Source organism: Corynebacterium mastitidis DSM 44356 (assembly GCF_000375365.1).
Taxonomy (GTDB): Bacteria; Actinomycetota; Actinomycetes; order Mycobacteriales; family Mycobacteriaceae; genus Corynebacterium; species Corynebacterium mastitidis.
Genome location: NZ_AQXB01000004.1, coordinates 132,140 through 157,557, shown reverse-complemented (window position 1 = coordinate 157,557; position 25,418 = coordinate 132,140). Strand labels below are relative to the sequence as shown.

The window sequence follows — 25,418 nt, the reverse complement described above, 5'->3', positions numbered from 1 at the left end:
ATGGCGCGTAATAGGAACCGACGGGGCGGCCGGGCCGTCCCCGCACGCACCGCCGGGGCGCCCGCAGCGGCGGGCGCGACCGCCCCAGAGCACCCGGAGGACCTCTCGGAGCAGGAGATCCTGGACCTGCAGGAGAAGGTCGGGGCGGACGAGTGGTCCGGCTCCGCCCCGCGCCAGGCCAAGAACTTCCGGGCGGGCGCCGCCCGCCTGCTCGGGCTGCTCTCCCCGTACAAGGCCCGGCTGGCCCTGGTGCTGGCGCTCATCTCCGCGTCCGTGGCGCTCAACGTGTACGCCCCGCGCGTCACCGGCTACGCCATGGACGCGATCTTCGCCGGGGCCCTCGGCTCCCGGCTGCCCCAAGGCGCCGCCAAGGAGGACGTGGTGACCGGGCTGCGCGCCGAGGGGCAGGACACCTTCGCGGACATGCTGGCCCGCACGGACGCTGTCCCCGGCGTGGGCATCGACTTCTCCCGCCTGGGCGCGCTCATTGCCCTGATCGCCGCCCTGTACCTCGTGGCATCGGTGTTCATGTGGCTGGAGGGGTACATCCTCAACCGCCTGGTGATGCGCGCGGTGCGCGGGCTGCGGCGCGACGTGGAGGCCAAGATCAACCGGCTGCCGCTGTCCTACTTCGATGCGAGCAAGCGCGGGGACGTGCTCTCGCGCACCACCAACGACGTCGATAACATCCAGCAGGCCCTCCAGCAAGCGCTGGCGCAGGCGCTCAACGCCCTGCTCACCGTTATCGGCATCACGGCCATGATGTTCTGGGTGTCGTGGCAGCTCGCCCTGGTAGCGCTGGTGTCCATCCCGCTGACCGGGGTGGTGCTGGCGGTCATCGGATCGCGCTCCCAGAAGCAGTTTGCCACCCAGTGGCGCTCCACCGGCCTGCTCAACGGCCACGTGGAGGAGACGTTCTCCGGGCACGAGGTGCTGCGCGTCTTTGGGCGCACGGAAGCCGCGGTGGCGGAGTTTCGGCGGCGCAACGAGGAGCTCTTCCGGTCCAGCTCCACGGCGCAGTTCCTCTCCGGCATGATGATGCCGATCATGCAGTTCGTGTCCTACCTCTCCTACGTGGGCATCGCGGTGCTCGGCGGGCTGCGGGTGGCCTCCGGCGCGATGAGCCTGGGCGACGCCACGGCCTTCATCCAGTACTCGCGCCAGTTCAACCAGCCGCTGGGGGAGCTCGGCGGGATGATGCAGATGCTGCAGTCCGGCGTGGCCTCGGCGGAGCGCGTCTTTGAGCTTCTCGACGCCCCGGAGCAGTCTCCGGACCGCGCCGCCACTCGGGTGGAGGGCCGCGCCCGCGGGCTGGTGGAGTTCGAGGACGTGGGCTTCGGCTACTCCCCGGATTCCCCGCTGATCTCCGGGCTCACGCTGCGGGTGGCCCCGGGGCAGACCGCCGCCATCGTGGGGCCCACCGGCGCGGGCAAGACCACGCTGGTCAACCTCGTGATGCGCTTCTACGAGATAGACGCCGGGCGCATCCTCCTCGACGGCGTGGACATCCGCGACCTCTCGCGCCGCGACCTGCGCTCGCAGGTGGGCATGGTGCTTCAGGACGCCGTGCTGTTCGAGGGCACGATCGAGGAGAACATCCGCTACGGGCGGCTCGACGCCACCGACGAGGAGGTCCTGGCCGCCGCCAAGGCCACCTACGTGGATCGCTTCGTGCGCTCCCTGCCCCAGGGGTATCAGACGCGGATCGACGCGGACGGGGGCTCGCTGTCCGCCGGGGAGCGCCAGTTGGTGACCATCGCGCGCGCCTTCCTGGCCCGGCCCGCGCTGCTCATCCTGGACGAGGCCACCTCCTCGGTGGACACCCGCACCGAGGTGCTGGTGCAGGAGGCCATGAGCGCGCTGCGCGCCGAGCGCACCTCCTTTGTGATCGCGCACCGCCTCTCCACCATCCAGGACGCGGACGTCATCCTGGTGATGGAGGAGGGCAGCATCGTGGAGCAGGGCACGCACGAGGAGCTGGTGGCGCGCGGCGGGGCGTACGCCCGGCTCCACGCGGCGCAGTTCGGCGCGGAATCCTAAGCCTCTGCACCGGGTAGGCCCCGCCCCCGCCGGGGCCTACCAGCCGGTGAGCCCGTCGATCGCCTGCGCCACGCGCTTGGGCCGGGGGATGCGGGCAAAGACCAGCGGGCGGTCGTACCCCATGAGGCCCAGGGCCAGGCGGCCCCGCCCCTTCTTCCGCGCCCCCCGCACGTAGCGCAGGGACATCTCGTCGGTGCGCGCGCCCAGGCCGGGTCCGCGCACGAGGATGCGCCGGGTGGTGACCATGAAGCGCTGGCGGCGGGCCCGGCACAGCGGCAGCACCAGCCGCCAGCACAGGGCCAGGGCCCACAGCCCCACGAGCGCGTTGCGCAGGTCCAGGCTGACGGCTACCTCGGGGCGGTCGAGGTAGCCGATGACGATCCACGCCACCCCGGTGAGCAGGATGGCCTCCAGCGCGGGAAGGGTCAGCGTGCTCAACGGGGCGGAGACGTCCACCACTACCCTCTCCCGGGGTTCCGGGCTAAAGCCTGCCATGACCGTCCACCCTACGTGGCGGGCCGCAGGTGGGTCACGTCCCCCGCGGAGAACTCCTCGCGGCCCCGGGGCGTGTCCACCAGCAGGGAGCCGGTGGCGGAGACGTCCACGGCGCGCCCCTCCACGATCTCCCCCCAGCGCTCCACCCGCACCTGCTGCCCGAGGGTCACGCAGCGCTCCCGGTAGTCCTTGAGCAGCGTGGGGCTGCCGCAGGTCCACTGCTGCACGCGGCGCTCCAGGGCCTCGAGGAGCCCGGCGGCGATCCGGGCCGGATCGTGGTCAATGCCCTCCAGGGCCAGGGAGGTGGCGTGGGCCACGGGAAGCTCCTCGCGTTCGAGGGCCAGGTTCACCCCGCAGCCCACTACCACGCGGGGGCGGGTGCTCAGGTCCGCGGCCTCCACGAGGATTCCGCAGAGCTTGCGGCCGTCGATGAGCACGTCGTTGGGCCACTTCAGGCCCGCCTGGGGGACCACGTCCACCACCGCCAGCCCCGCCGCCAGGGGCAGCAGCCCCAGCCGGTCCACGAGCCTGGCCGCCGGCCTGTACAGCACGGACAGCGCGAGCTGCTTGTCCGGGGTGCCCTCCCAGCGCCGGTCCAGGCGGCCCCGCCCGGCGGTCTGGTGGCGGGCGATGAGCGCGCTGCGGTCGGGGGCGTCCCCCTCTGCGAGGAGGTCCGCGTTGGTGGAGCCGGTCTGGGGCACCACGCGCAGGCGCGCGTAGGCGCCGGCCGCCGACCCCAGGCGGGTGCGAAGGGTTGGTTCATCCATGCTCCCCACTTTAGGAGCACTTTTGGCCCTCGTGGCGGCGGCGCGGGCACCGCACCCCCTGCCCGGCGCGCCCACCGCCTAGAATGTGCAACCATGACTGATCTTTCCACCACTGCCGGCAAACTGGCGGACCTCACCTCCCGCCTCGCCGAGGCGCAGGCCCCGGTGGGCGATCGCGCCATCGCGGACGCCCACGAGGCGGGCCGACTCACCGCCCGCGAGCGCATCGGGGCGCTGCTCGACGCCTCTTCCTTCGTCGAGGTGGACGCCCTTGCCCGCCACCGCGTGACGGACTACGGGCTGGACGCCACCCGCCCCGCCACCGACGGCGTGATCACCGGCTACGGCACCGTCTCCGGGCGCAAGGTGTGCGTGTACGCGCAGGACGCCAGCGTCTTCGACGGCCGCCTGGGCGAGGTGTACGGCGAGAAGATCCTGAAGATCTACCGGCTGGCCACCAAGACCGGCGTGCCCCTGATCGCCTTCATCGAGGGCGCGGGCGCCCGCGCCGCCGAGGGCACCGCCGCGCTGTCCTTCTACTCCCGCATCCTGGCCGCCGCCACGCAGGCCTCCGGGGTGATCCCCCAGATCGCGGTGCTCACCGGCGAGGCCGCCGGGCCCCACGCCCTGCTGGTGGGCTCGGCGGACCTCACCCTCATGGTGGAGGGCCAGGCGCAGTTGCGCCTGGGCGAGGCGGAGCGCCCCGGGGAGCACCGGCCCGCCCTGGGCGCCCGTGAGCACGCGGAGCGCTCCGGCTCGGCGCACCTGACCGCCACCAGCGACGCCGAGGCCGTGGAGACCCTGCGCGCCCTGCTGGGCTACCTGCCCTCCAACAACCGCGCGGAGGCGCCCCGGCCCGCGGAGGCCCGCCTCACCGGCTCCATCGCGGACAACCTGTCTGCCACGGACTCCGAGCTGAACCTGCTCATCCCGGACGAGCCGGAGGCCCCGTACGACATGCGCGAGGTCATCACCCGCGTGGCCGACGAGCGCGCCTTCCTGGAGACCCAGCCCCACCACGCCCCCAACGTGCTCACCGGCTTCATCCGCGTCGAGGGTCGCTCGGTGGGCGTGGTGGCCAACCAGCCCACGGAGAACTCCGCCTGGCTGGACTCCCGCGCCTCGGACAAGGCGGCCCGCTTCATCCGCACCTGCGACGCCTTCAACATCCCCGTGGTCTCCTTCGTGGACGCCCCCGGTTTTGTCCCCGACGCGGACGAGGAGCTGGGCGGCATGGTGCGCAGCGCCTCCAAGCTGGCCTACGCCTACGCGGAGGCCTCCGTGGGCACCATCACCGTGATCACGCGCCGCTCGATCGGCGCGGCGAGCGTGGTCATGGGCGCGAAGGACCTGGGCGCGGACCTGGTGTTCGCGTGGCCCACCGCGCGGATCGTCGCCGTGCACGCGGCGGCGGCCGTCCCGGAGATTCACGCGGCCGAGCTGGCCAAGGCGCAGCGCAAGGGCAAGGACGTGTCCGCGCTCACCGAGAAGTTCACCGCCGAGTACGAGGAGGGCCACCTCTCCCCCTACCAGGCCGCCGAGCGCGGCATGGTGGACGCGGTGATCCCCCCGGAGCAGACGCGCGGCCAGCTTGTCGAGGGCCTGCGCCTGCTGGACCGCAAGGTCACCTACCCGCCGGCCAAGAAGCACGGCAACATCGCGCTCTAAGGAGGATTCATGGCTGACGCTTTTACCCCCCGCCTGCGGGTGCTCTCCGGGCGGCCGGACGAGGTCGAGGTCGAGGCCCTGCGCCAGGCCCTCGGCGATCTCGCGCGCGCCGCCGCGCGGCGCATCGCCATCGACGACGACCGCTGGGGCCGGGCGGACGACCGCTTCTCCCCCCGCCCCTTCAACCCCCGCGCGTTTACCTCCATCCCCTACCGCTGAGCCGCCCGCCCGACCCCAAGGAGCCGCCATGCGCCTCGTCCTCGCCTCGCAGTCCCCCTCCCGCCGCGCCATCCTGCGCGGCGCCGGGGTAGACCCCGTGCTGCACCCCGCCCACGTGGACGAGGACGCGCTGCGCGCCGCCCTGCCCCCGCACGCCACCCCCGGCGAGGTGGTGGCCCACCTGGCCCGCGCGAAGGCGCTGGCCATAGCCGGTGAGCACGCCGGAGACGTGGTGGTGGGGTGCGATTCCATGCTGCTGCTGGACGGCCAGCTCCAGGGCAAGCCGCACACCGAGGCGGAGACGGTGCGCCGCTGGAAGGCCCAGGCAGGGCGCACCGCGGAGCTGCTCACCGGGCACTGCGTGGTGGGCCCCGGCGGCAACGCCGTGGTGGATACCGCCCGCACCGGGATCACCTTCGCCCGCGCGAGCGAGGCCGACATCGCCGCCTACGCCGCCACCGGGGAGTCCTGGGAATGTGCGGGCGCCTTTACATTAGAGGCCCTGGGCGGATGGTTCGTCGATCGGATCGAGGGCGACCCCTCCTCCGTGATCGGGCTTTCGCTTCCATTACTGCGCCGCGCCCTTTATTCTTTCGGCTTGACTGTCTCCGACTTCTGGGAATCCTAAACACTCCATGTCTCCCGCTCACGCGCTCACCGGCCGCCCCCGCTTTACCTATCGCACCCGGCTCAGCAGCCCCGCGCCGCACCGCCTCGACGGCATCGACCTGGCCCGCGCGCTGGCCATCGTCGGCATGTTCTACATGCATACCTGGGGGCACCTGTGGGGCGATAACGTTCTGAGGAGCGCCTTCGAGGGGCGCTCCTCCATCCTCTTCGCCGTGCTGGCCGGGGTGTCCGTGGTGCTGCTCACCAAGTCCCGGGACGCGCTCACCTCGGTGCTGCAGTTGGTGGGGCGTGGCGTCATCCTGGTGGCCATCGGCCTGGCCATCTCCCTGGACTCCGTGGGGCCCATCGTCATCCTGGTCACCTACGGGTTCCTGTACATCTGCGTCGCGCCCTTCGTGTTCCGGCTCAACCTGCTCAGCGTGGCCCTCGCGGCGGCGACCTCCGCCGTCGCGCTGCCGGTGGCCTCCTTCTACCTGCGCCGGGTGCTCCCCGACCCCCCGCAGTTCGGGGCCACCCCCACGCTCGGGCTCGTCGCCCAGGGCGAGTGGGCCCTGTTCTGGCAGTTCCTCTTCGCCACCGGCCTGTTCCCCCTGCTCGCATGGATCCCGGTGTTCCTCACGGGCGTGGCCGCGGGCAAGTTCCTCTTCGCCCACGAGCAGGCGGCGCGGTGGCTCGTGGCCCTCGGCGCCCCGCTGTTCTTCCTCGGGTACGGCGGGTCCTGGCTCTTCCTGCGCCTCAGCGACTTCGAGGCCCGCTACAGCGCCTTCCACCCGGACGGCGCGGAGGCCACCGAGTTCCTCCTGCACAACGCCTTCGGCGTCACCCCCACGGACTGGCTGTCCTGGCTGTTCATCTACGTTCCCCACTCCGGTTCCATCGCGGAGATCGTCTCCTCCACCGGCATCTCCCTGTTCATCATCGGGCTCTGCCTCATCGCCTGCCGCTCCTCCGTGCTCTTCAACGACCTCGTCTACCCGCTGCGCGACCTCGGCAAGATGCCCCTGACGGCCTACGTGGGCCACATCCTGGCCATCGGCTACCTCAACGCCCACGGCCACAACATCGCGGAGCCCGGCTTCGCGCTCGCCAACCTGCTCGGGCCCATCGTCTTTGCCATGATCTGGTTCCGCCTCTTCCGGCGCGGCCCGGTGGAGCAGCTCATGTACTGGACGCTGAAGCCGCTCTCCGCGGTGCCCGCCGCGCTGCGGCGCTAGGGATCGTTAGAGTGGTGCGCATGAAGATGAACGACATGCTTGCCCCGCCGCCGGTGCGCCTGCCCGAGGACCCCGCCCACGGCTCCGACCTCCTGGCCACGTCCACCGCCCTGGCGCACCCCGAGAGCCCCCTCGTGTGGGCCGTGCGCGCCGAGCGCGCCATCGCGGAGGCCGCCACCGACGAGGAGCGGCTCACCGCCTACGCCCTGGCCCGCACCGGCTATCACCGCAGCCTGGATCGCCTGCGCGGCAACGGCTGGAAGGGGTGGGGGCCGGTCCCCTTCGACCACGAACCCAACCAGGGCGTGCTGCGCGCCATCGCCGCGCTGGCCCTGGCCGCCCGGGCCATCGGCGAGGACTCCGAGTACGACCGCTGCCGCCAGATGCTCTCGGACGCCGACCCCGACTCCGTGCCCCGCCTGCTCTCCTAGGGCCTCCCCCTCATGCGCGAAACCGCACCCCGGCGAGGGCCGGGGCGCGGGGATCGAGCGGGCGGATAGCGGGCGAAATTACCCCTTCTTCTCCACCCGGGAGATGGCCTCGCGGGCCACCTTCTCCTGGATGCCCATGTCCAGCTCGGAGGTAAAGCCCACGCAGGAGCAGTTGATCTCGCCCAGCACGTAGGTGTCGCTGCCGTCCTCGGCGGTGTCCAGCATGAAGTCGGCGGTCCAGATCAGCGGGATGTTGTCCCCGCCCAGCTTCTCCGCGATCACGGGGCGCACCGCGGCGAAGAGGTCCACCAGCTCCTGCCACGCCTCGGGGGCGTCGTAGGTGTACTTGGCGCCGGAGAACAGGGTGGCGGAGAAGTTCTCGCCGCCCTCGGCGGGCTTCTTGTGCACCACGAACACCGGGTCCGGGCCCACCAGGAGGATGCGGATCTCCCCCTCCACGATGCGCGGCATGAAGCGCATGTCCACGAGCATGCCGTTATCTCCCACAATGTACTGGTCGCAGAAGTCCATGAACTCGCCCAGCTCGCGCTCCTCGGTGTGGTTGTCCACGGCCTCGGTGCACTTGAGCTTGGTGTCCAGCGGCAGCGCGGTGCCGGGGGTGACGGACTCGGCCACGGCGTCGTCGGCAATGCGCACGCGCCAGATGCCGGAGCCGGTGGAGCCACGGTTCTGCTTGAGCACGCGCTCCCCGTAGGAAAGGGAGGTGGGGAAGGTCTCGTGGAAGGATTCCACCTCGTAGTACGCGGCGGTGTCGGAGGGCACCAGCTCCGTGTCGTTCAGCTTGACCAGGGCGTCCTTGGCGCCGTAGGCCATCATCTCCTCCGGGGTGGACATGCCCACCAGGCCCGCCTCGGAGAGCTTGGTGAGGAGGTCAAAGTAGCCCTTCTCCCCACCGGGAACGTTGCCGGGGTTCACGCGAGAGATGTAGGCATCGAAGTTCTCGGAGACGTAGGTGAACAGGTCCTCGGCCCACTCGGGGCGGAAGTACACCACCTCGGAGTGCCAGCCGGCGCGCTTGATCGCATCGACGATGGGCATGGTGTCCTTGCGGTGCCCGTCAAAGTATTTGTCGGAGCCGCCTTCGACCTCGAATACCACAATTGCCTTATGCACGGAGGGAAACCCTTTCTGGTCCGCTACAGGGAGCGTCACCGGCAGCGCTCACCGCGGGTGACGCGGGGCCTTGACGTCTTCGGTCCCACCCGCCAGTCTAGGCCCGCCCGGTGATCGCCTCACCCACGCAGGCGTCAATGTATCCAATGCCACAATTTAGCCCCGGTGGTGACGATTAAATGCGGATACTATTATCGTGTATTCCAACAGAATCTTATCGCGGCGCATATCCGTTGAACACGAGAAACAGCCAAGGAGCCACCATGACCATTCCCGCCGATCCGCACCCCGCCTTCCAGAATTACGCGCACCCCGAGCGCGTGGTATCGGCCTCCTGGCTTTCCGCCCGCATCGGCATTCCCGGCCTGCGGATCGTGGAGTCGGACGAGGACTCCCTGCTCTACGACATCGGGCATATCCCCACCGCCGTGCGCATCGACTGGCAGCGCGACCTCAACGACCCCATCACCCGCGACTTCATCGACGGCGCCGGGTTCGCCGCCCTCATGCGCAGCAAGGGCATCTCCCGGGATGACACGGTGGTGATCTACGGGGACAAGGCCAACGGCTGGGCCGCCTACACCCTGTGGGTGTTCCAGCTCTTTGGGCACAAGGACGTGCGCCTGCTCGACGGCGGCCGCGACGCCTGGATGGCCGAGGAGCGCGATACCTCCTTTACCGTGCCCACCTACCCGCCCTCGGACTACCCGGTGGTGGAGCGCGACGACGCCGCCGAGCGGGTCTTCGTCAACGAGGTGCTCGACGCCGCCTGCTCCACCTCCACCACGCTCATCGACGTCCGAGGCATCGACCACTACACCGGGGAAAGCCACCAGCTCTCCGGCCAGGCGCACGCCGATAAGGCGGCGCTGCGCGGCGGCCACATCCCCACCGCGATCAACATCGCCTGGGAGAACGCCATCTACCCCAACAACAACTTCCGCAGCCGGGCGGAGCTGGAGCGCCAGTACCACAGCCTGGATACCGCCGCGCCCACCATCGTGTACAGCCACCTGGGCGACCGCTCCGCCCACACCTGGTTCGTGCTGAAGTACCTGCTGGGCTTCGACCGCGTGCGCAACTACGACGGCTCCTGGGCCGAATGGGGGAATATGGTCCGCATGCCCATCACCATAGGTGGGGAATCCTAATTGCGATAAAGACCTTTAGTACCGATTTTCTCCCGGACTTCCCCTTTTACACCGGCAGGTGTGTAGCATGTTCCCCTGTGCGTACACACCTGCCGGTGATTCTTCCTGGACCAAAAGATGAAGGATGAAACGCCTTCCGGAATGGCAGCGATGTACCGGAAAGTAACCCACCCCCACTAATGCAGGAGGCTCAGACCCAAGTGGCAGGAGACATATCCAAGGTTCTCGTGGCCAATCGCGGCGAGATCGCAGTGCGCGTCATCCGCGGGGCCCGCGAGGCCGGTTATTCCACCGTGGCCGTTTACGCCGAGCCCGATGCGGACGCCCCCTTTGTGGAACTCGCGGACGAGGCCTTCGCCCTGGGCGGCCAGACCTCGGCGGAGAGCTACCTGAACATCCCCAAGATCATCGACGCCGCGCACAAGGCGGGCGCGGACACGATCCACCCCGGGTACGGCTTCCTCTCCGAAAACGCGGACTTCGCCCGCGCGGTCATCGACGCCGGGCTGACCTGGGTGGGCCCCTCCCCCGAGGCGATCTCCGCCCTGGGCGACAAGGTCACCGCCCGCCACATCGCGGTGCGCGCGGGCGCCCCCATGGCCCCCGGCACCAAGGACCCCGTGTCCGGCCCCGAGGAGGTGCTGGCCTTCGCCGAGGAGCACGGCCTGCCCATCGCCATCAAGGCGGCCTTCGGCGGCGGCGGGCGCGGCATGAAGGTGGCCTACACCAAGGAGGAGGTGGCGGACCTCTACGAGTCCGCCACCCGCGAGGCGGTCTCCGCCTTCGGCCGCGGGGAGTGCTTCGTGGAGCGCTACCTGGACAAGGCCCGCCACGTGGAAGCCCAGGTGCTGGCGGACCAGCACGGCAACGTCGTGGTGGTGGGCACCCGCGACTGCACCCTCCAGCGCCGCTTCCAAAAGCTCGTGGAGGAGGCCCCCGCCCCCTACCTCAGCGACGAGCAGCGCTACGCCATCCACTCCTCCGCCAAGGCCATCTGCAAGGAGGCCGGGTACTACGGCGCCGGAACCGTGGAATACCTGGTGGGCTCGGACGGCCTCATCTCCTTCCTCGAGGTCAACACCCGCCTCCAGGTGGAGCACCCCGTCACGGAGGCCACCACCGGCATCGACCTGGTCCAGGAGCAGTTCCGCATCGCGGCGGGCGAGAGGCTGACCCTCACCGAGGATCCCGCCCCCCAGGGCCACGCCTTCGAGTTCCGCATCAATGGCGAGGACGCGGGCGCGGGCTTCATGCCCGCCCCCGGCACCATCACCCGCTACCGGGAGGCCGGCGGCCCCGGGGTGCGCGTGGATTCCGGCATCCGCGAGGGCAGCGTGATCGGCGGGCAATTCGACTCCATGCTCGCCAAGCTCATCGTGCACGGCCAGGACCGCGAGCAGGCCCTGGCCCGCGCGCGCCGCGCCCTCGCGGAGTTCGCCGTGGAGGGCATGCCCACCGTGCTCCCCTTCCACCGCGCCATCGTGGACGACCCGGCCTTCGTCGGCTCCGGCTCGGGCTTCGAGGTGTACACCAAGTGGATCGAGGAGGCCTGGGACAACACCATCGCCCCCTACGACGACTCCGAGGACCCCGACCCCGCCGAGCCCACCGCGCGCAACCGCATGACGGTGGAGATCGACGGCCGCCGCGTGGAGGTGGCTCTCCCCGCAAATTTTAGCTTGGGCGGCGCTAAGAAGCGCACGAAGCGTCGCCGTAGCAAAGGCGCCACGGCCGCGGTGTCCGGCGACGCCGTGGTGGCCCCCATGCAGGGGACCGTCATCAAGGTGGACGTGGAGGAGGGCCAGGAGGTCGCCGAGGGCGAGATCGTGGTGATCCTGGAGGCCATGAAGATGGAGAACCCGGTCAAGGCCCACAAGTCCGGCGTGGTCACGGGGCTCTCCGTGGCCGCCGGGGCGGGCGTGACCAAGGGCGAGCAGATGCTGGAGATCAAGTAAAAAGAGCCACCGAGGCGGGAATCACTCTAGCCCCGGCTTGGGTGCGCCCTGCCATATGCCGTCGGTATGCTCCCCAAGGCTCTCCGCAATGCGGGCCCACATGGGGTCTACCACAAAGTCTATTCCCAGACGGCGCGCATGCTTGGCGGCGGGAACAAAGTCGCTATCCCCGGAGATCATCACGATCTGGTTCACGAGGCGCTGCTCGGCGAGCGTCACGATGTCAATCCCCAGCTTCATGTCCACCCCCTTCTGGGTGATGGCCAGATAAAAGTCGTCTTCGGAAAGATCCGCGACGCCGATCTCCCCTCGGCATAATTTCTTCAGGGCCCGCTCGCTGAGCGCGTAATTTCCCTGGGTATGCAGCTCCTCACCGCGGCGGATCGCCACCTTTCGCTTGCTGCTTAGCTCCCGTAAAAACCGGGTCATCCATTCGTGCTGGGCGCTCTTGGAAAGATTAACCTGCCGCCGCGTGAGGGGATGATAAACCACCCTCTCCGAGGGGGCACAATCGTAATAAAATATCCGGTATAGGTTGGAGTGAAAATGCTCCACATGCCGGTGGCAATACCACAGAAGTTCCCTCGCGCGGGCCTCCGGCGGCAGCTTTCCAAAGAGAGCCGCCGCTCGTTTCCGGTAAAATCCCCCATCGACCAAGATCGCCGTCGTTACCGGGCGCAGCGGAGGCACCCGCTCCCCTCCCCTAGCGTGCGTCATGCGGAAATTATATAAAACCCTTGTCGTCGGCGCTCTCCCTATAGCGGAGGGTCAACGGCAAGGGCCTCTAAAACCAATGATACGGGCTCGCCCGCGTCCCGGTCAACCCCGGGCAAGCGGGCTTATACCTCCGGCGAGCGGGTTCGCCACAAGCCCCCGCTATGACGAACCCGCTCGCCGTTATCCCCCCTACCGGATCTCCACGATCAGGTCGCCGCCCTCGACCTTGGTGGGCTGCGTGAGCACCACGCGGGAGATCACGCCGTCGATCGTGGCGGAGATGGTGGCCTCCATCTTCATCGCCTCGATCACCGCCACCGGGTCCCCGGCGCTGACCTCGTCGCCCTCCGCCACGTTCACGGTCACCACCCCGGAGAAGGGGGCGGCCACCTGCCCGGCCACGGCGGCGTCGGCCTTTTCCGCGGAGGCCGTCACGGACTCCACGGAGCGGTCCTGCACGCGCATGGGGCGCACCTGCCCGTTCACGGTGGCTACCACGGAGCGCAGGCCCTTGTCGTCGGGCTCGCCCACGGCGTCGAGGCGCACCAGCATGTTGCGCGAGGAACCCGGCAGGGAGATGGAGACCTCCTCGCCCTCCACGAGGCCGTAGAAGAACTCGCGGTCGCCCAGCTCGGAGACGTCCCCGAAGTGGCGGCGGTGCTCCTCGAACTCGGCGGCGGGCTTGGGGAACATCAGGGCGTCGAGGGCGGCGCGCCGGTCCGCGCGGTCCGTGGAATCCAGGCGCTCCTGCTGCTCGGCGGGCACCTCGGCGTGCTCGCCCGCGCCCGGGGCGCGCCCGTCCAGGGCCTTGCTGCGCAGCTCCTCCGGCCAGCCTCCGGGCGGGGTGCCCAGCTCCCCGCGCAGGAAGGCGATCACGGAGTCCGGGATGTCGTAGGAGCGGGGGTCGGCGGCGAACTCCTCGGCGGTCACCCCGGCGCCCACGAGGGAGAGCGCGAGGTCGCCCACCACCTTGGAGGAGGGCGTGACCTTGGTGGGCCGCCCGAGCAGGGCGCTGACGTCCGCGTAGGTGTTCTCGATCAGCTCGAAGCGATCGCCCAGCCCCAGGGCGGTGGCCTGGGTGCGCAGGTTGGAGAGCTGGCCGCCGGGGATCTCGTGGTGGTACACGCGCCCGGTGGGGCCGGGGATGCCGGACTCGAAGGGCGCGTACAGGGCGCGCACCGCCTCCCAGTAGGGCTCCATGTCCCCCACCGAGTCCAGGGAGAGGCCCGTGTCCCGGTAGGTGTGGGCGAAGGCCGCCACGATCGCGGAGAGCGAGGGCTGCGAGGTGGTGCCGGACATCGGGGCGGAGGCGCCGTCCACGGCGTCGGCCCCGGCCTCCGCGGCGGCGAGGTAGGTGGCGAGCTGCCCGCCGGCGGTGTCATGCGTGTGCACGTGCACCGGCAGGTCGAACTCCTTGCGCAACGCGCCCACCAGCTTCTTGGCCGCCGAGGGGCGCAGCAGGCCCGCCATGTCCTTGATCGCCAGGATGTGCGCCCCGGACTCCACGATCTGCTCCGCCAGGCGCAGGTAGTAGTCCAGGGTGTACAGGTCCTCGGCGGGGTTGCTGAGGTCCCCGGAGTAGGCCATCGCCACCTCCGCCACGGCGGTGTTGGTCTCCAGCACCGCGTCGATGGCCGGGCGCATCTGGCTGACGTCGTTGAGGGCGTCGAAGATGCGGAAGATGTCCACGCCCGAGGAGGCCGCCTCGCGCACAAACGAGCGGCACACCGAATCCGGGTACGGCATGTACCCCACGGCGTTGCGGCCGCGCAGCAGCATCTGGATGTTCACGTTGGGCATGGCCTCGCGCAGCGCGTCCAGCCGAGCCCAGGGGTCCTCGTGCAGGAAGCGCATGGCGACGTCGTAGGTGGCCCCGCCCCAGGCCTCCACGGAGAACAGCTGCGGGGTCAGCCGGGCCACGGCCTTGGCCGCGGGCACCAGCGCGGAGCTGCGCACGCGGGTGGCCAGCAGCGACTGGTGGGCGTCGCGGAAGGTGGTATCCGTGACCGCCAGGGCGTCCTGGGCTCGCAGCTTCTCCGCGAAGCGCCGGGGCCCAAGGTGCAGCAGCTCGTCGCGCGATCCGCGCTGCAGCGGCTCGTCCGGCAGGGCGGGCAGCTTGTCCAGGGGGTTGAGGTCGGTGGGGCGCGGCCCGTGCGGCTTGTTCACGGTGACGTCGGCCAGGTAGTCGAGAATGCGCGAGGGCTCGTCGTCCGCGGGCGGCGCCTGCAGCAGCCAGGGGTGATCCGCGATGAAGGAGGTGGCGATGCGCTCGTGCTGGAAGTCCTCCTCGCGCAGCAGGGCGCGCAGGAAACCGATGTTGGTGGCCACGCCGGAGACCGTGAACTCCGCCAGGGCGCGCTGGGCGCGGGCCACGGCGGTGGCAAAGTCCGAGCCCCGGCAGGTCATCTTCACCAGCATGGAGTCGAAGTTCGGGGTGATCTCTCCGCCCAGCATGGCCGCGCCGTCCAGGCGCACCCCGGCGCCGCCGGGGCTGCGGTAGGCGGTGATCGTGCCGGTGTCCGGGCGGAACCCGTTGTTCGGGTCCTCCGTGGTGATGCGGCACTGCAGGGCCGCGCCGTGGGTGGCGATGCCCTCCTGGCTCAGCCCCAGGTCCGCCAGGGTGGCCCCGGCGGCCAGGCGGAGCTGCGCCTTGACCAGGTCCACCTGGGTGACCTCCTCGGTCACCGTGTGCTCCACCTGAATGCGCGGGTTCATCTCGATGAACACGTGGTTGCCCTGGTCATCCACCAGGAACTCCACGGTGCCCGCGCCCTGGTAACCGATGTGCTCGGCAAAGGCCACGGCGTCCGCGCAGATGCGCTCGCGCAGCTGTGGGCTCAGGTGCTGGGCGGGGGCGATCTCCACCACCTTCTGGTGGCGGCGCTGCAGGGAGCAGTCGCGCTCGTAGAGGTGGATGACATTGCCTGCGGAGTCGCCCAGGATCTGCACCTCGATGTGCTGCGGGTTGACCACGGCGCGCTCCAGGTACACCCGGCCGTCCCCGAAGGCGGCCGACGCCTCCCGCGAGGCCTCCTCCGCCAGGGCCGGAAGCTCCTCCGGGGAGGCAACGAAGCGCATGCCGCGCCCGCCGCCGCCCGCCACGGCCTTGACAAAGACGGGGAAGTCCCGGCCACGGGCCATCTCCACCAGCTCGTCGATGTCCTCGGAGGGCTCCGAATCGTCCAGGATGGGCAGGCCCGCCTGGCGGGCGGCCTCCACGGCGGCGGCCTTGTCCCCGGTCAGGTCCAGCACCTCCGGCGGCGGGCCGATGAAGGTCAGGCCATTCTCCGCGCACCGGCGGGCCAGGGTGGCGTTCTCCGAGAGGAAGCCGTAGCCGGGGTAGATGGCGTCCGCCCCGGTCTGCTTGGCCGCCCGGATCACCTCGTCGATGTTGAGGTAGGCCTTCACCGGGGAGTCCCCCGCGCCGATGCGCACCGCCTCCGAGGCAAAGGAGCGATGGAAGGAGTTGCGGTCCTCCGCCGGGTAGACCGCCACGGTCTCCGCGCCCACCTCGTAGGCGGCGCGGAAGGCCCTCACGGCGATCTCTCCCCGGTTGGCAACCAGGATCTTCTCAAAGGTGGGCAGGGAATGGGCCACGGCGGCATCCTTTCTCACAGAGTGAGTGTGAGCGGTCTTACGAGACACCTGTAGTGTAATGCACCCCCGCCGTGGCCCTGAGAAGAGGTACGGAAGAAGACCATTCCGCGCCTCCCCTTCCCCGCGTTACTCCAGCGTCTGGGTGGGCACCGCGCGCTGCTCGCTGCCGTTGTAGGCGGAGAGCGGGCGGATGAGCGCGTTGTTCTCGTTCTGCTCGATGATGTGCGCGGTCCAGCCGGTGATGCGGGCCATCACAAAGATCGGGGTGAAGAACTCCACGTCAAAGCCCAGGATGTGGTACGCGGGCCCGGCGGGGAAATCGAGGTTGGGCTTGATCCCGGTGCGCCCGGTCATGGCCTGTGCCATCTCGTCGTACATCCGGGCCCACTTCTCGCCCCCGTGGTTGACGGCCAACTCCTTAAACGCCGCCTCCATGGTGGGCACGCGGGAGTCGCCGTTTTTGTACACGCGGTGGCCAAACCCCATGATGAGCTGCTTGGCGTCCAGCTTCTCGTGCACCCAGTCGCGGGCCCGGTCGGGGTCGTCGATCTCCAGCATGGCGTGCATGACCGCCTCGTTGGCGCCGCCGTGCAGGGGCCCCTTGAGCGCGCCGATCGCGGCGGTGACGGCGGAGTAGGCGTCCGACATCGTGGAGGTGACCACGCGCGCCGTGAACGTGGAGGCGTTGAAGGAGTGCTCCGCGTACAGGATCAGGGAGGTGTCAAAGGCCTCCACGTCCGCCCTGTTACTGGCCGGGGAGTCGGGGCCGTCGCCAAAGACCATGTAGAGGAAGTTCTCCGCAAAGCCCTTCTTCACCGAGGGCTCGATGTAGTCCTCGCCCCGGCGGCGCCGGATGTCCAGGGCCACCACGGTGGGCAGCTTGGCCATCAGCTCCAGCGAGGAGCGCCGCAGGTGATCGGAGTCCCTAGTGTAGGCCTCCGGGTCCTGCGCCCCGATGTAGCTCACCGCGCTGCGCAGCACGTCCATGGGGTGACAGGACAGCGGCATAGCGCGCACGAGGTCGATCAGGCCACGGTCGATGTGGCGCAGCGCCTTCTCCCGCACGGAGAACCGGCGCAGCTCGTCCGGGGTGGGCAGCTCCTCGTTCCACAGGAGGTACGCCACCTCCTCGAACGTGCAGTAACGCGCCAGCTCCTGCACCGGGTAGCCCCGGTAGGTCAAGGAGTTGGTCTCCGGCATCACCTTGGACACGGCGGTGTAGTCCGCCACGACCCCGGCGAGGCCCTTGTACACGGTCTGGTCAGTCATGGTCCCTCCTTAGGGTGGGGGCGTCGTTGTCGGTGGAGTTCTCGGCGGAGTAGGTGAACACGCTCTGGTCAAAGGAGTTGTATTCGGCGTAGCGCAGCAGCTCGTAGAGGCGGGAGCGGTGCTGCATGCGGTCGATCCAGCCGGTCTGCGTGCCGGTCTCCGCGATGTCGCGCAGGGCGGCCTCGGCCTGGCCCATCGCCACGCGCAGGGTGGTCACGGGGTAGATCACCGCGTTATAGCCCAGGTCCTGGAGGGTCTGCGCGGACAGCAGCTCCGTCTTGCCAAACTCCGTCATGTTGGCCAGCAGCGGGATGTCCGGCACCGCGGCTCGGAAGCGCTCGAAGTCCGCCGGGGTGTGCAGCGCCTCCACGAAGATGAGGTCGGCGCCCGCGTCCGCGTAGGCCTTGGCCCTCTCGATCGCGGAGTCGATGCCCTCCACCCCGGCGGCGTCGGTGCGCGCCGAGATGACGAAGGCCGGGTCGCGCCGCTGCCCCACCGCCGCGCCGATGCGCCGCAGCATGACCTCCACCGGCACCACCTCCTTGCCGTCGAGGTGCCCGCAGCGCTTAGGATTGCGCTGGTCCTCGAGGTGGCAGCCCGCCACGCCCGCGTCCTCCAGCTCGGAGACCGTGCGGGCGGCGGACATCGGCTCGCCGAAGCCAGTGTCCGCGTCCACGAGCACCGGGAGGTCCGTGACCCGGGCGATCTGCCGGGCCCGGCCCGCCACCTCGGTCAGGGTGGTCAGGCCGATGTCCGGGAGCGCGAGGTCCGCCGCGACCACCGCGCCGGAGACGTACACGCCCTCGAAGCCGGCCTCCTGGATGGCCCGCGCGCACAGGGGAGAGAAGGCGCCGGGCAGGCGCTGGATCGTGCCCGAGGTCAGCCCGGCGCGCAACGCCTCCCGGCGCTGCGTGGGGGTGACCGCGCTGGAGTACAGGCCGCCCATTTAGAACAACCCCTCCGGCAGGCGCGGCGCGCGATCCAGGACGTCCCCGGACAGCTCGATGTTCAGCTCGGTGACGTCCTCGAGGTCCGGCAGCGACTGCGCCGCCTCGAGGAAGCGATCCTGCTCCGCCCTATCCACCACCCCCTCGGCGAGGGTGCGGAACTTCTCGATGTAGTTCTCGCGGGCGAAGGGGCGCGCGCCCAGCGGGTGAGCATCCGCCACGGCCAGCTCGTCCGCGATGACGGTGCCGTCCGCCAGGGTGATCTCGGCGCGGGCGCCGAAGGCCTTGTCCTCGGGGTCGGTGGAGTGATAGCGGCGGGTCCACTCCGGGTCCTCGGTGGTGGAGACCTTGCGCCACAGGGCCACCGTCTCCGGCCGGTGGGCGCGCTCCGGGGAATAAGAATCCTCGTGGTGCCAGGAGCCATCCTCCAGCGCCACCGCGAAGATGTACATGATGGAGTGGTCCAGCGTCTCGCGGGAGGAATCGGGGTCGAACTTCTGGGGGTCCTGCGAGCCGGTGCCGATGACGTAATGGGTGTGGTGGCTGGTGTGCAGCACGATGGACTCGATCTTGCCGAGGTCGCCGCCGGTGGCCTCCAGGACCCGCTCCCGCATGCGCCGCGCGAGGTCGATCGGCGCCTGGGACTGGTACTCCGCGGAATGCTCCTTGGTGAAGGTGTCCAGGATCGCACGCTTGGCCTCCCCCGGGCCCGGCAGCGGGACCGTGTAGCTGGCCTCCGGGCCGCCGAGCAGCCAGGCGATCACGCCGTCCTCGCCCTCCCAGATGGGGGCGGGCGCGCCCTCGCCGCGCATGGCCCGGTCCACGGACTCGATGGCCATCTTGCCCGCGAAGGCCGGGGCGAACGCCTTCCAGGAGGAGATCAGCCCCTTGCGGGACTGCCGGGTGGCGGTGGTGGTGTGCAGGGCCTGCCCCACCGCCTGGTAGATCGTCTCCACGTCCAGGCCCAGGAGGGTGCCCAGGCCCGCGGCCACCGAGGGGCCCAGGTGCGCCACGTGGTCGATCTTGTGCTCGTGCAGGCACATGCCCCTGGTGAGGTCCACCTGGATCTCGTAGCCGGTGGCGATGCCCCTGATGAGGTCCCTGCCGCTTATGCCTCGGTGCTGGGCCACCGCCACGAGGGGCGGGATATTATCGCCCGGGTGGGAGTACTCGGCGGCCAGGAAGGTGTCGTGAAAGTCCAGCTCACGCACGGCGGTGCCGTTGGCCAGGGCCGCCCACTCCGCCGAGAAACGGCCCGGCACGCCGAACACGGCGGCGCCGCCCCGGCTCACCGGGTGCGCGAGGGCCTGGGCGCGGGCCACGCTGACGGGGCGGCGCAGCGCGGAGGCCGCCGAGACGGCGGCGTTGTCGATGACGCGGTTGACGATCATCTCGGAGACCTCGCGGGGGACCTCCACCTCGTCGGCGGCGACGGCGGCGATCTTGTAGGCGAGGTGCTCGGACCGGGGGAAGTCCTCGGCGGAGCGGCGGGTTCTCACGTGGTGCTGGATCATGATGGACGGATCTCCTAACAACGGGGAATGTGAGCCACGCACCATAGTAGGCCAATTCCTATGCTGCGGGTCACATAACGATCCGCCCCTCCCCCGTCAGGGGGTGGCTACCCGAGGTCGTCGTGCGAGACCAGGCGGCGGGCCGCCTCCGTGATGGAGCCGGACAGGGAGGGGTACACCGCGAAGGAATCCGCCAGCGAGTTCACCGTGAGGTTGTTGCTCACCGCCACCGCGATGGGCAGGATCAGCTCCGAGGCCGTGGGGGCCACGATCGCGCCGCCGATGACGATGCCCGAGTGCTCGCGGCAGAAGAGCTTGACAAAGCCGTGGCGCAGCGAGCGCATCTTCGCGCGCGGGTTGGTCTGCAGGGGCAGGGTGATGCTGCGCGCGCGCACCTCGCCGGACTCGATCTGGTGCTGGGTGACCCCCACGGAGGCGATCTCCGGGCGGGTAAACACGGCCGTGGCCACCGTCTTGAGGCGCAGCGGGGAGACCCCCTCGCCCAGGGCGTGATACATGGCGATGCGCCCCTGCATGGCCGCCACGGAGGCCAGCGGGAAGAGATCCGTGCAGTCGCCCGCGGCGTACACCCCGGCCACGTTGGTGCGGGAGACGCGATCCACGTGGATGTGCCCGGAGGCGGTCAGCTCCACCCCCACGCCGTCGAGCCCCAGGTCCTTGGTGCTCGGCACCGATCCCACCGTCATCAGGGCGTGCGAGCCCTCGATCTCCCGGCCGTCGGCGGTGCGCACCACCACGCCGGAGCCCGTGTTGACTACCTCGTCCACGCGGGCGTGCTTGACCAGCTCCACGCCGCGCTCGGCCAGCACCGTCTCCAGGACGTCGGCGGCGTCGGCGTCGTCGTGCGGCAGGATGCGGTCGCGGGAGGCCACCATCGTGACCTTCACGCCCAGCTCCGCGAAGGCGGAGACGAACTCCGCGCCCGTCACGCCGGAGCCCACCACGATCAGGTGCTCCGGGAGGGCGTTGAGGTCGTAGATCTGCTGCCAGGTAAAGATGCGCTCCCCGTCGGGGCGGGCGCCGGGCAGGATGCGCGGGCGAGCGCCGGTGGCCAGCAGCACGAGGTCGCACTCCAGGATCTCCTCGGTGCCGTCCGCGTTGTGCGTGGCCTTGATGTAGTGGGTGGTCTGCTTGGGCTTATAGTCGTCAAAGCGCGCCGTGCCGTCGATCACCCGCACGCCGATGCGCTCGAGCTGCGCCCGGATGTCCCCGGACTGGTCCCCCGCCAGGGAGCGCACGCGCTTGTTCAGCGCGTCCACGTCCAGCAGGGCCTCCGTGACGTCCTTGCCCAGGCCCATGGCGTCCGCGCGGCGCAGGTCGGTCTTGATGTTCGCGCCCGCGATGAAGGACTTGGAGGGCACGCAATCGTGGATCACCGCCGAGCCGCCGGGCCCGTCGCTTTCCACCAGGGTGATCTCCGCGCCGTACTTGGCTCCCGCCAGGGCGGCCTCGTAGCCCGCCGGGCCGCCGCCGATGATGACGATGCGCTTGGACAAGGGGTAACCTCCACAGATACTTGTCGTGATTCTCGGGCAGTTCACAGGGTTCAGTGCGCCTGCAAGTCTAACCCACGGCGGCGCGAGGTTCCCCGCTCACCGGCCCTGACTATCGACGCCGCCCCCGACCCCGCCGGGAGGACCGCCGCTAGGAGGCGTGCCGCTGTGCCACGGCGGCGAAAAGCCGCACGCCCATCTCGATCGCGCGCTCGTCCACCCGCAGGTCCCCCTGGTGCAGGTCCTGGGGGGCACCCTCCCCGGACCAGCACCCCAGGCGGGCCATCGACCCCGGCACCTGCCGAAGGTACCAGGAGAAGTCCTCCCCGCCCGAGGACTGCGGGGCCTCCACCACCGCCTGCGGACCCAGCGCCTGGGCCCCCTCGGCCAGGGCGGCGGTGGCCTCGGCGTCGTTGAGCACCGGGGGCACGCCGCGCACGTAGTCGAGGCCGTGGGCGCAGCCCGTGGGGGCGAGCACCTGCGCCACCAGCTCCTCGATCAGCGGCCGCGCCGCGCTCCACACCTCCATGTCCGCGGTGCGCAGGGTGCCGCGCAGCCGCCCGGCCTGCGGGATCGCGTTGGCGGCGTCTCCGGCCCTGATGGAGCCAAAGACCAGCACCGTGCCGGTGCGCGGGTCCACCCGGCGCGAGAGCAGACCCGGCAGGTCCGTGACGAGCTTGCCCAGGGCGTAGACCACGTCGGCGGAAAGGTGCGGGCGGGAACTATGCCCGCCGGGTCCGGTGACGTCGATGGTCAGCAGGTCCGTGGCCGAGGTCATCGCGCCCTTGCGCAGGCCCACCTTGCCCACCGGGAGCTTCGGCTCCACGTGCACCGCGTAGATGGAGCCCACGGACTCCAGGGCCCCGGCCTCGATCACCTCGGAGGCGCCGCCCGCGAGCACCTCCTCGGCGGGCTGGAAGATCACCCGCACCGGGGGCACGCTGCCCTCCCCCGCGCTGCCCAGCGCGCAGGCCAGGGCCAGGGCGATGGTGGTGTGCACGTCGTGCCCGCAGGCGTGGGAGACCCCGGGAACCTCGGAGGCAAACGGCAGGCCCGTGGACTCCGCCACCGGGAGGGCGTCGATATCGGCCCGGAAGGCCACGCGCGGCCTATCCGACCGGGACTCCCCGACGTCCACCGTCAGCCCCGTGCCGGGCAGCGGGCGCGGGCGCAGGCCGTGTTCCCGCAGCACGCCCGCGAGGAAGGCGGTGGTGGCGTGCTCCTCGTGCGCCAGCTCCGGGTGGGCGTGCAGGTGGCGACGCCACGCCAGCACCTCCTCGCGGTGAGTGACCAGCCACGCATTCACGTGCTCTACGATGCGCAAGAGTATTCCGGCCTCCTTCGGGCTGCTCGGCTGCTTAGGCACTGCCGCTGCGGGATAGTGCGGGGTTATCCCCGGGGTGATCGTTCCCCGCCATAGTAGCGCCCCCGTACCCCGCCGCCCGATTTATTCCTGCTCCGGGTCCCACACCCCCTGCCTGCGGGCCTCCTCGACCCACGACTCGTATCCCCCGGAGGGATCGCTGTTCCAGCGGGTAACCAGCTCCCGGGGCCGGAAGGCCATCGTGTCCTGCTCGGTCTCCGGCCAGGTGAAGCTGATCTCGATGCCGGTGCGCTGATGGCAGATGACGTCCACCTCGTGCCCCACGCCGGGCAGCAGCACCGCGGGCGGCACCTGGAGGGCACGGGCAAGCTTGTAGACGGTGGAGAGCACGGGGTCGGAGGACTTCGTGCTGGTGTTCTCGTTGCGCTCCAGGTTGCTCACCTGATTGCGGCTGATCCCAGCCAGCTCCGCCAGGTCCTGTTGGCTCAGCCCGCGCATCAGCCGCATCTCCTTGAGATTGCGGCCCAGGGCGTGACCATAACTCGCCCATTGAACCCACGTGTGCTCACTGCTCATAGCGACCACCTTGCCCATTACACCGGGAATGGGCCGCCAATTACATTGGGCGCGATCGCCTTGCGTTCCCCACCGAACCGTACTTAGTGAGCCCGGACGCCCCGCCGCGCGACGCTGCGTGCGCGGCGGCGGACGCAAGGCCTAGCCGCGCGCCCCGCCCCGCGTGGCCCGCGCGGCCTCACAGGTTGATGTTGCGAGGACCATAGAGGCGATCCCCGGCATCCCCCAGCCCCGGGACGATGTAAGCCTGCTCGTTGAGCCCGGGGTCGATGGTGGCGGTCACCAGGCGCACCGGCAGGCCGGATTCCGCCAGGGCGTCCACGCCCACCTGGGCCGAGACCATGCACACCGCCGTGATGTCCGTGGCCCCGCGCTGCGCTAGCAGCCGCACGGCGTGCAGCAGGGAGCCCCCGGTCGCCAGCATGGGGTCCACCACGAACACCGCGCGCCCGCTGAGGTCCTCCGGCAGCGCCTCGAGGTAGGGCACCGGCTGATGGGTGCGCTCGTCGCGCGCCAGGCCGATGAATCCCACCTGGGCGTCCGGGATCATGGACAGCGCCGGGTCCACCATGCCCAGCCCGGCGCGGATCACCGGCACGATGATCGGGGGGTTCTCCAGGCGCGTGCCCCGCGCGGTGGCCACGGGGGTGGCGGTGTCGAAGTGCTCCACGGGGAGGTCGCGGGCGGCCTCGTAGATGAGCATGGCCCCCAGGTCCGCCAGCGCCGCGCGGAAGGCGGTGTTATCGCTGCGGCGGTCGCGCATGATCGTCAGCCGGGAGGCGGCGAGGGGGTGGTCAATCACGGTGATATCCATAGCCCCCATCCTAGGCAGCGGGGGTGTGCGCAAGGAACAGCGCCGGACGCCGCGACCTCGGCGGAACTCGGGTGCCGGGGAGGCGCACCATGGAGGCCCCCAGCGGCAGGTTCCCGCCGCCGGGTGCTGTGGGTTGTTGTGGGGTGCCGTGCGCCGCCGCGGGCCGCCCCGGGAACCGGGGGCGGCGCTGCCGCAGTCCAAGGGGAGTATGACCGACCTCGATATTGACTGCCCGCACGCCCGCGTCCTCGCCGCCGACCTCGCCCACTGCTGTGCTCCCCAACCCGCGCCCCCGTTCGCGCCGCCGGAGCCCGTCCCCGCCACCCGCGCCTTTCACGAGCGCCTCGCCCGCGCGGTGGGCGACCTGCACACGCGCCACGACGCCCTGTTAGAGCAGGGCCGCCGCCTGGCGGAAAACTCCCTCGCCGCCATCAACCGCATCGAGGAGGGCGACCGCTCTCTGGCCGGGGACCTCGCCGCCGCGCAGGGAGGCCTGCCGTGATCCCCCTCGTGCCGTATCTTTCCGCCATCGCCCGGCTCGTCCCCGAGCCGCTCTCGCCTCCCGGCCTGCGCACGATCCCCGATCTGGGCGCCGCCACCGCCCTCGGCGCGTACTTCCGCCCCGGCCCGGTGCCCCTCGTGGGCCGCGCCCGCGACCTCGACCGGGATCGCCGGAGCCTGCTCGACGCCACCGACGCCGCCTCCTCCCTCATCTGGGCGGCCCGGGGAGACCTGGTGGGCCTGGCGCTGGGGCTGGTACAGGAGTTCTCCGCCCTGCTCCCCCAGGCCGCCACCCACCCCGCCGCGTGGCCCGCGCTCCACCGGCAGGCCACGCTCCTGGGCGAGCGGGCCCTCGCCCAGGCGCGGCAGCGCAGCGCGCTCCTGGAGGCCGAGCTGGCCCCCGTGGCGGCGCGCCTGCCCGAGGTACCGGGAAACGCCGCGCCACCGGCGCCCGCCGAGGCCTCCGCACCTTCCGTCCCCTCAGCGCCTCCAGCGCCCTCAGCGCCGGAAGGGTCCGAGGGCCCGCCCGGGGATGACCCGGCGCGGGGCGGAGGCATGACCCCCGGTGAGGGCGGTTCCGAAGCCGGTGAGCGCGCCGTGGCGGCCGCCCGCAGCGCGCTCGGCACCCCCTACTCCTGGGGCGGGACCACCCCGGAGGGCTTTGACTGCTCCGGCCTCACGCAGTGGGCCTGGCGGCAGGCGGGACTGGAGCTGCCGCGCCTCGCCCAGGATCAGGCGGTGGGCCGCCCCGTGAGCGCGGAGGAGCTACAGCCGGGCGACCTCGCGGTGTGGGACGGGCACGTGGCCATGTACTCCGGCAACGGCATGCTCATCGAGGCCGGGGACCCCGTGCAGGAAAACCCCGTGCGGACGTCCAACATGGGCATGGCCTTTCAGGGGTTCTACCGCCCTACCGGCTAGGGCCTCGGGTAGAATTCCCG

General features: G+C 70.6%; 22 protein-coding genes. 10 read left to right on the top strand and 12 right to left on the bottom strand.

Going from position 1 to position 25,418, the window contains the following annotated elements:
* On the top strand, positions 1-2,040 hold the full coding sequence (locus tag B140_RS0106130) for an ABC transporter ATP-binding protein (RefSeq protein ID WP_083912252.1): 2,040 nt from the start codon (positions 1-3) through the stop codon (positions 2,038-2,040).
* 36 nt (positions 2,041-2,076) lie between these two features.
* Here the strand turns inward: B140_RS0106130 and B140_RS0106125 are convergent, their stop codons facing one another.
* Both B140_RS0106125 and B140_RS0106120 read right to left on the bottom strand, forming a co-directional pair.
* Positions 2,077-2,535: a hypothetical protein gene (locus tag B140_RS0106125; protein ID WP_026166059.1), complete on the bottom strand. Its 459-nt coding sequence runs from the start codon at positions 2,533-2,535 to the stop codon at positions 2,077-2,079.
* Between the two features lie 11 nt (positions 2,536-2,546).
* Positions 2,547-3,302, bottom strand: a complete 756-nt coding sequence (locus B140_RS0106120; protein ID WP_018118474.1) for a biotin--[acetyl-CoA-carboxylase] ligase — start codon at positions 3,300-3,302, stop codon at positions 2,547-2,549.
* A gap of 93 nt (positions 3,303-3,395) precedes the next feature.
* Here B140_RS0106120 and B140_RS0106115 point away from each other — a divergent pair, with 93 nt between their 5' ends.
* The 5 genes from B140_RS0106115 to B140_RS0106095 are packed head-to-tail and all read left to right on the top strand — an operon-like array spanning position 3,396 to position 7,464.
* Complete coding sequence (locus B140_RS0106115; protein ID WP_018118473.1) at positions 3,396-4,970, top strand: acyl-CoA carboxylase subunit beta; 1,575 nt, start codon at positions 3,396-3,398, stop codon at positions 4,968-4,970.
* 9 nt (positions 4,971-4,979) lie between these two features.
* Positions 4,980-5,189 (top strand): acyl-CoA carboxylase epsilon subunit, encoded by a 210-nt coding sequence (locus B140_RS0106110; RefSeq protein ID WP_018118472.1) that lies wholly within the window; start codon positions 4,980-4,982, stop codon positions 5,187-5,189.
* A gap of 28 nt (positions 5,190-5,217) precedes the next feature.
* Positions 5,218-5,817 (top strand): Maf family protein, encoded by a 600-nt coding sequence (locus B140_RS0106105; protein WP_018118471.1) that lies wholly within the window; start codon positions 5,218-5,220, stop codon positions 5,815-5,817.
* 7 nt (positions 5,818-5,824) lie between these two features.
* Positions 5,825-7,033, top strand: a complete 1,209-nt coding sequence (locus tag B140_RS0106100; RefSeq protein WP_018118470.1) for a DUF418 domain-containing protein — start codon at positions 5,825-5,827, stop codon at positions 7,031-7,033.
* 20 nt (positions 7,034-7,053) lie between these two features.
* Positions 7,054-7,464: a DUF3151 domain-containing protein gene (locus tag B140_RS0106095; protein ID WP_026166057.1), complete on the top strand. Its 411-nt coding sequence runs from the start codon at positions 7,054-7,056 to the stop codon at positions 7,462-7,464.
* A gap of 78 nt (positions 7,465-7,542) precedes the next feature.
* Here the strand turns inward: B140_RS0106095 and B140_RS0106090 are convergent, their stop codons facing one another.
* The gene (locus tag B140_RS0106090; RefSeq protein ID WP_026166056.1) at positions 7,543-8,598 is read right to left on the bottom strand and encodes a Cj0069 family protein; all 1,056 of its coding nucleotides are present in this window, start codon (positions 8,596-8,598) and stop codon (positions 7,543-7,545) included.
* Positions 8,599-8,861: 263 nt separating this feature from the next.
* Here B140_RS0106090 and B140_RS0106085 point away from each other — a divergent pair, with 263 nt between their 5' ends.
* Positions 8,862-9,749, top strand: coding sequence for a sulfurtransferase (locus B140_RS0106085; protein WP_018118467.1), 888 nt, complete (start codon positions 8,862-8,864; stop codon positions 9,747-9,749).
* A gap of 200 nt (positions 9,750-9,949) precedes the next feature.
* Complete coding sequence (locus tag B140_RS0106080) at positions 9,950-11,704, top strand: acetyl/propionyl/methylcrotonyl-CoA carboxylase subunit alpha (RefSeq protein ID WP_026166055.1); 1,755 nt, start codon at positions 9,950-9,952, stop codon at positions 11,702-11,704.
* A 21-nt stretch (positions 11,705-11,725) separates the two neighbouring features.
* Here the strand turns inward: B140_RS0106080 and B140_RS12110 are convergent, their stop codons facing one another.
* The 9 genes from B140_RS12110 to upp all read right to left on the bottom strand — a co-directional run bounded on the left by B140_RS12110 (position 11,726) and on the right by upp (position 23,976).
* Complete coding sequence (locus tag B140_RS12110) at positions 11,726-12,421, bottom strand: NYN domain-containing protein (protein WP_051069259.1); 696 nt, start codon at positions 12,419-12,421, stop codon at positions 11,726-11,728.
* Positions 12,422-12,610: 189 nt separating this feature from the next.
* On the bottom strand, positions 12,611-16,018 hold the full coding sequence (locus B140_RS0106070; protein WP_018118464.1) for a pyruvate carboxylase: 3,408 nt from the start codon (positions 16,016-16,018) through the stop codon (positions 12,611-12,613).
* Between the two features lie 126 nt (positions 16,019-16,144).
* Positions 16,145-17,287: a bifunctional 2-methylcitrate synthase/citrate synthase gene (locus tag B140_RS0106065; protein ID WP_018118463.1), complete on the bottom strand. Its 1,143-nt coding sequence runs from the start codon at positions 17,285-17,287 to the stop codon at positions 16,145-16,147.
* Positions 17,280-18,233 carry a methylisocitrate lyase gene (prpB, locus tag B140_RS0106060; RefSeq protein WP_018118462.1) on the bottom strand — a complete coding sequence of 318 codons (954 nt, stop codon included), beginning with the start codon at positions 18,231-18,233 and terminating at the stop codon, positions 17,280-17,282. Before prpB ends, B140_RS0106065 begins: the two co-directional genes overlap by 8 nt.
* Positions 18,234-19,748 carry a 2-methylcitrate dehydratase PrpD gene (gene prpD / locus B140_RS0106055; RefSeq protein WP_018118461.1) on the bottom strand — a complete coding sequence of 505 codons (1,515 nt, stop codon included), beginning with the start codon at positions 19,746-19,748 and terminating at the stop codon, positions 18,234-18,236.
* Between the two features lie 107 nt (positions 19,749-19,855).
* Complete coding sequence (locus B140_RS0106050; RefSeq protein WP_018118460.1) at positions 19,856-21,265, bottom strand: NAD(P)H-quinone dehydrogenase; 1,410 nt, start codon at positions 21,263-21,265, stop codon at positions 19,856-19,858.
* Between the two features lie 148 nt (positions 21,266-21,413).
* On the bottom strand, positions 21,414-22,586 hold the full coding sequence (locus B140_RS0106045; protein WP_018118459.1) for an amidohydrolase: 1,173 nt from the start codon (positions 22,584-22,586) through the stop codon (positions 21,414-21,416).
* Positions 22,587-22,709: 123 nt separating this feature from the next.
* Positions 22,710-23,162 (bottom strand): helix-turn-helix domain-containing protein, encoded by a 453-nt coding sequence (locus tag B140_RS12105; RefSeq protein WP_083912251.1) that lies wholly within the window; start codon positions 23,160-23,162, stop codon positions 22,710-22,712.
* A 178-nt stretch (positions 23,163-23,340) separates the two neighbouring features.
* A complete protein-coding gene (gene upp, locus B140_RS0106035; RefSeq protein ID WP_018118457.1) occupies positions 23,341-23,976 on the bottom strand; it encodes a uracil phosphoribosyltransferase in 636 nt (211 codons plus the stop codon).
* 208 nt (positions 23,977-24,184) lie between these two features.
* On the opposite strand from upp, the gene B140_RS0106030 reads away from it, so the two are divergent.
* Complete coding sequence (locus B140_RS0106030) at positions 24,185-24,478, top strand: hypothetical protein (protein ID WP_018118456.1); 294 nt, start codon at positions 24,185-24,187, stop codon at positions 24,476-24,478.
* Entirely contained in the window at positions 24,475-25,398 is a 924-nt protein-coding gene (locus B140_RS14335) for a C40 family peptidase (protein ID WP_018118455.1), read from the top strand. Before B140_RS0106030 ends, B140_RS14335 begins: the two co-directional genes overlap by 4 nt.
* Positions 25,399-25,418: the final 20 nt, after the last annotated feature.